This window comes from Stieleria sp. (assembly GCF_041595215.1).
GTDB lineage: Bacteria > Planctomycetota > Planctomycetia > Pirellulales > Pirellulaceae > Stieleria > Stieleria magnilauensis.
Genome location: NZ_JBFHKV010001183.1, coordinates 1 through 2,470, shown reverse-complemented (window position 1 = coordinate 2,470; position 2,470 = coordinate 1). Strand labels below are relative to the sequence as shown.

Here is a 2,470-nt window from a genome sequence, read left to right as displayed (position 1 = left end):
GGCAAACCCGAGTCGATTTCGGCGTTGCTGGATACCGGGGCACCCTTCATCGCCAGCATCGGTACCACGCTGACGGGCAATTGCCTTCAGTACAACCTGCAATCGCGTTATCTCGCACGACTGGGAATGACCCGGGATTGGGTGGATGCCGTGTTGACGTCTGGCTTGACCAGCGAGATGGCGTTGTTCGCGCCGGATCTGTTTTTTATCGATGGCACCGATGTGACGATTGTGGCGCGATTGAGACAGCCACAACTATTGCGCAACCTGCTGGGACTGCTCGGCGCATCCGATCTGGGCACCGAGTCCGTCATGGAGTTGCCGACTCAATCGGGTGACCCGGCGTATTTAGCCCTCCGAGACGACCTCATGTTTGCCAGTACCCACCGCGGTGAACTGCAACAAGCGATCGATCTGCACGCGCGAGACGGTGCGGACAGTCTGGGGGCGAGCGCGGAGTTTCGCTACATGTTGACGCAATTGCCGGTCAACGAAGAAACACGTTTGTATGCGTATCTGTCCGATCCGTTCGTGCGACGACTGGTGGGGCCGCGAATGAAGATCGGTCAACGCAGGCGGGTGATTGCCAAGGCCAAGATGGAAGCATTGACCGCCCAGGTCATGCTCGCGCGATTGGATGGTCATGCCAACATTGATTCTCTGCCCGCCCTGGTGGACAGCGGGCACCTTCCGCAAGGCTGGCAGCGTGAGGACATGATGGTCGACGCCAACGGACTGGTGCGCAGCGAGCACTATGATTCTTTGCCTCGCATGCGGACATTGCCCGAAGTGCCGTTGGACAAAGTGACGCCGGCCGAAGCGGAAGCGTACCGTCAGTATGTCGAAAACTACTCCCGGTATTGGCGTCGCTTTTTCGATCCGATCGCGATTCGATTGGATGATGTCGGTCGCGATCAACTGGAACTGTCCACGTTCATTCTGCCGCTGGTCGACAATTCGATCTACAACGGGCTGAAGATGTTCATGGCGCACCAGGACGACCAGACCACGCTGCGTGTGCCGATCGTGGAACCGACACCGGTGCTGCAGTTTTCGGCGAATTTAAAAGACATGGCCTGGCAGGTGGTGGCCGGGAATTTCTCGGAGTTCTTCACACGCTATTCCGGCGCAAGCCCGGCGATGATGGACGATTTTGGCCCCAGCGTGCACGTCGCAGTCTTTGACGCCGATCCGATCATTGCGATGGGAAGTGGCGACATCTTCGGTGCCTTCGGCGGCAATGTGCTGCGGGGCGGTGGCAGCCAAATGATGATGATCCCGGTCGCGCTGTCCATGTTGACGCGTCCCTGCAGCATTCTGGTCGAAACGAAGTCGCCCGAGCGGACGTCGCAATACCTGCGACAAGCAGCTCTGTCGGGTCTCTCGAGCGAGCGACGTGACCGCGACTTCCGGGCTTCGTTCTACCAAGTCGGAGATCGGGACGAATGGGTTTGGACGATGGACGTGTTGGGCGTCGTGAAGCTGCGGTATGGCGTCGAAGTGGTCGACAATTACTTGGTGATTCGCAACATCCCCTGGTCCAGCGACGATCGCGTGGTCAGTGTCGCACCGGCTGATTTGAATGCCGCCCTGCTGCAGGTCTCTCCGTCGGCCTGCAAGGAACAACTGCCGGGGCTTTTCGCCGCCGCGTCGGACGCCAATCGCCAAGCGGTCATGTCTGGACTCGGCCGGCTCTATCCCTTCATGCTTAGTGGATCCAAGAGCGTGCAACAGGCGGCGGCGGAACATCAGCGATTGTACGGGTTCTTTCCCCGCCATCTGGCCGGTGACCAATGGCGTTGGACCGAGTTCCGAATGGTCAGCGACACCTACGGTGAACCGACCCGGCAGCGTCAACCGGCGTTCGACCCGCAGCAGCCTTTCGGATTGATGAACCGGATCGATTCGATCCAGCTGAACATGCAATTCGAGGACGACGGACTTCGCAGCAGTGTCCGCTGGCGATTGCGCTGATCACCGGCGATTGCGCTGATCACCGGCGATGGCGTTGATCACCGGCGATGGCAGTTAACGCTGCTGGTCGAGCAGCTTGCGAATCATTTTTTGCAGTTCCGGGTTGTCCGGGTTCTGCTGGAGCATGTTTTCGAGTTGCCGCTTCATCATTTGCTTGGCATTGCCGGCCTGCCCAAATTCCAGTGGTTGCAAAGGATCGTCGGCGGTTTTGCCGAACGCGTTCGCCGAGGGGGGATCCACCGATGCACGGACCGTGCCTGCAATCTTTTCAAAGGCCTCGATTTTGCGAACCAGTTTCGGTGATTGTTTCCTGAGTTCATCTCGTGACGCGGCGGAATAAACTTGCTCGTCGATTTTTCCGGCGGCGTTCTTGTTTCGATCGCGGACACGGACCTCGATCGAGCCGTCGTCGCCTTCGAGCACGGAAAGCTCATCCTTCTTGCTCACCACGTCCAGGGTCGTCACCGTTCCCTCGTCAGTCGCGTTGATCGACCGC

Annotated in this window: 2 protein-coding genes; one reads left to right on the top strand and one right to left on the bottom strand. The window is 58.9% G+C overall.

All coding sequences use genetic code 11. From position 1 onward, the window contains the following. A partial coding sequence (locus ABX749_RS29470; protein WP_372899188.1) for a hypothetical protein occupies positions 1 to 1,974 on the top strand: 1,974 nt, incomplete at its 5' end. Positions 1,975 to 2,028: 54 nt separating this feature from the next. On the opposite strand, the gene ABX749_RS29465 is transcribed toward ABX749_RS29470, so the two are convergent. Next, positions 2,029 to 2,470 (bottom strand): hypothetical protein (locus tag ABX749_RS29465; protein ID WP_372899187.1); only part of this gene is annotated, 442 nt, incomplete at its 5' end.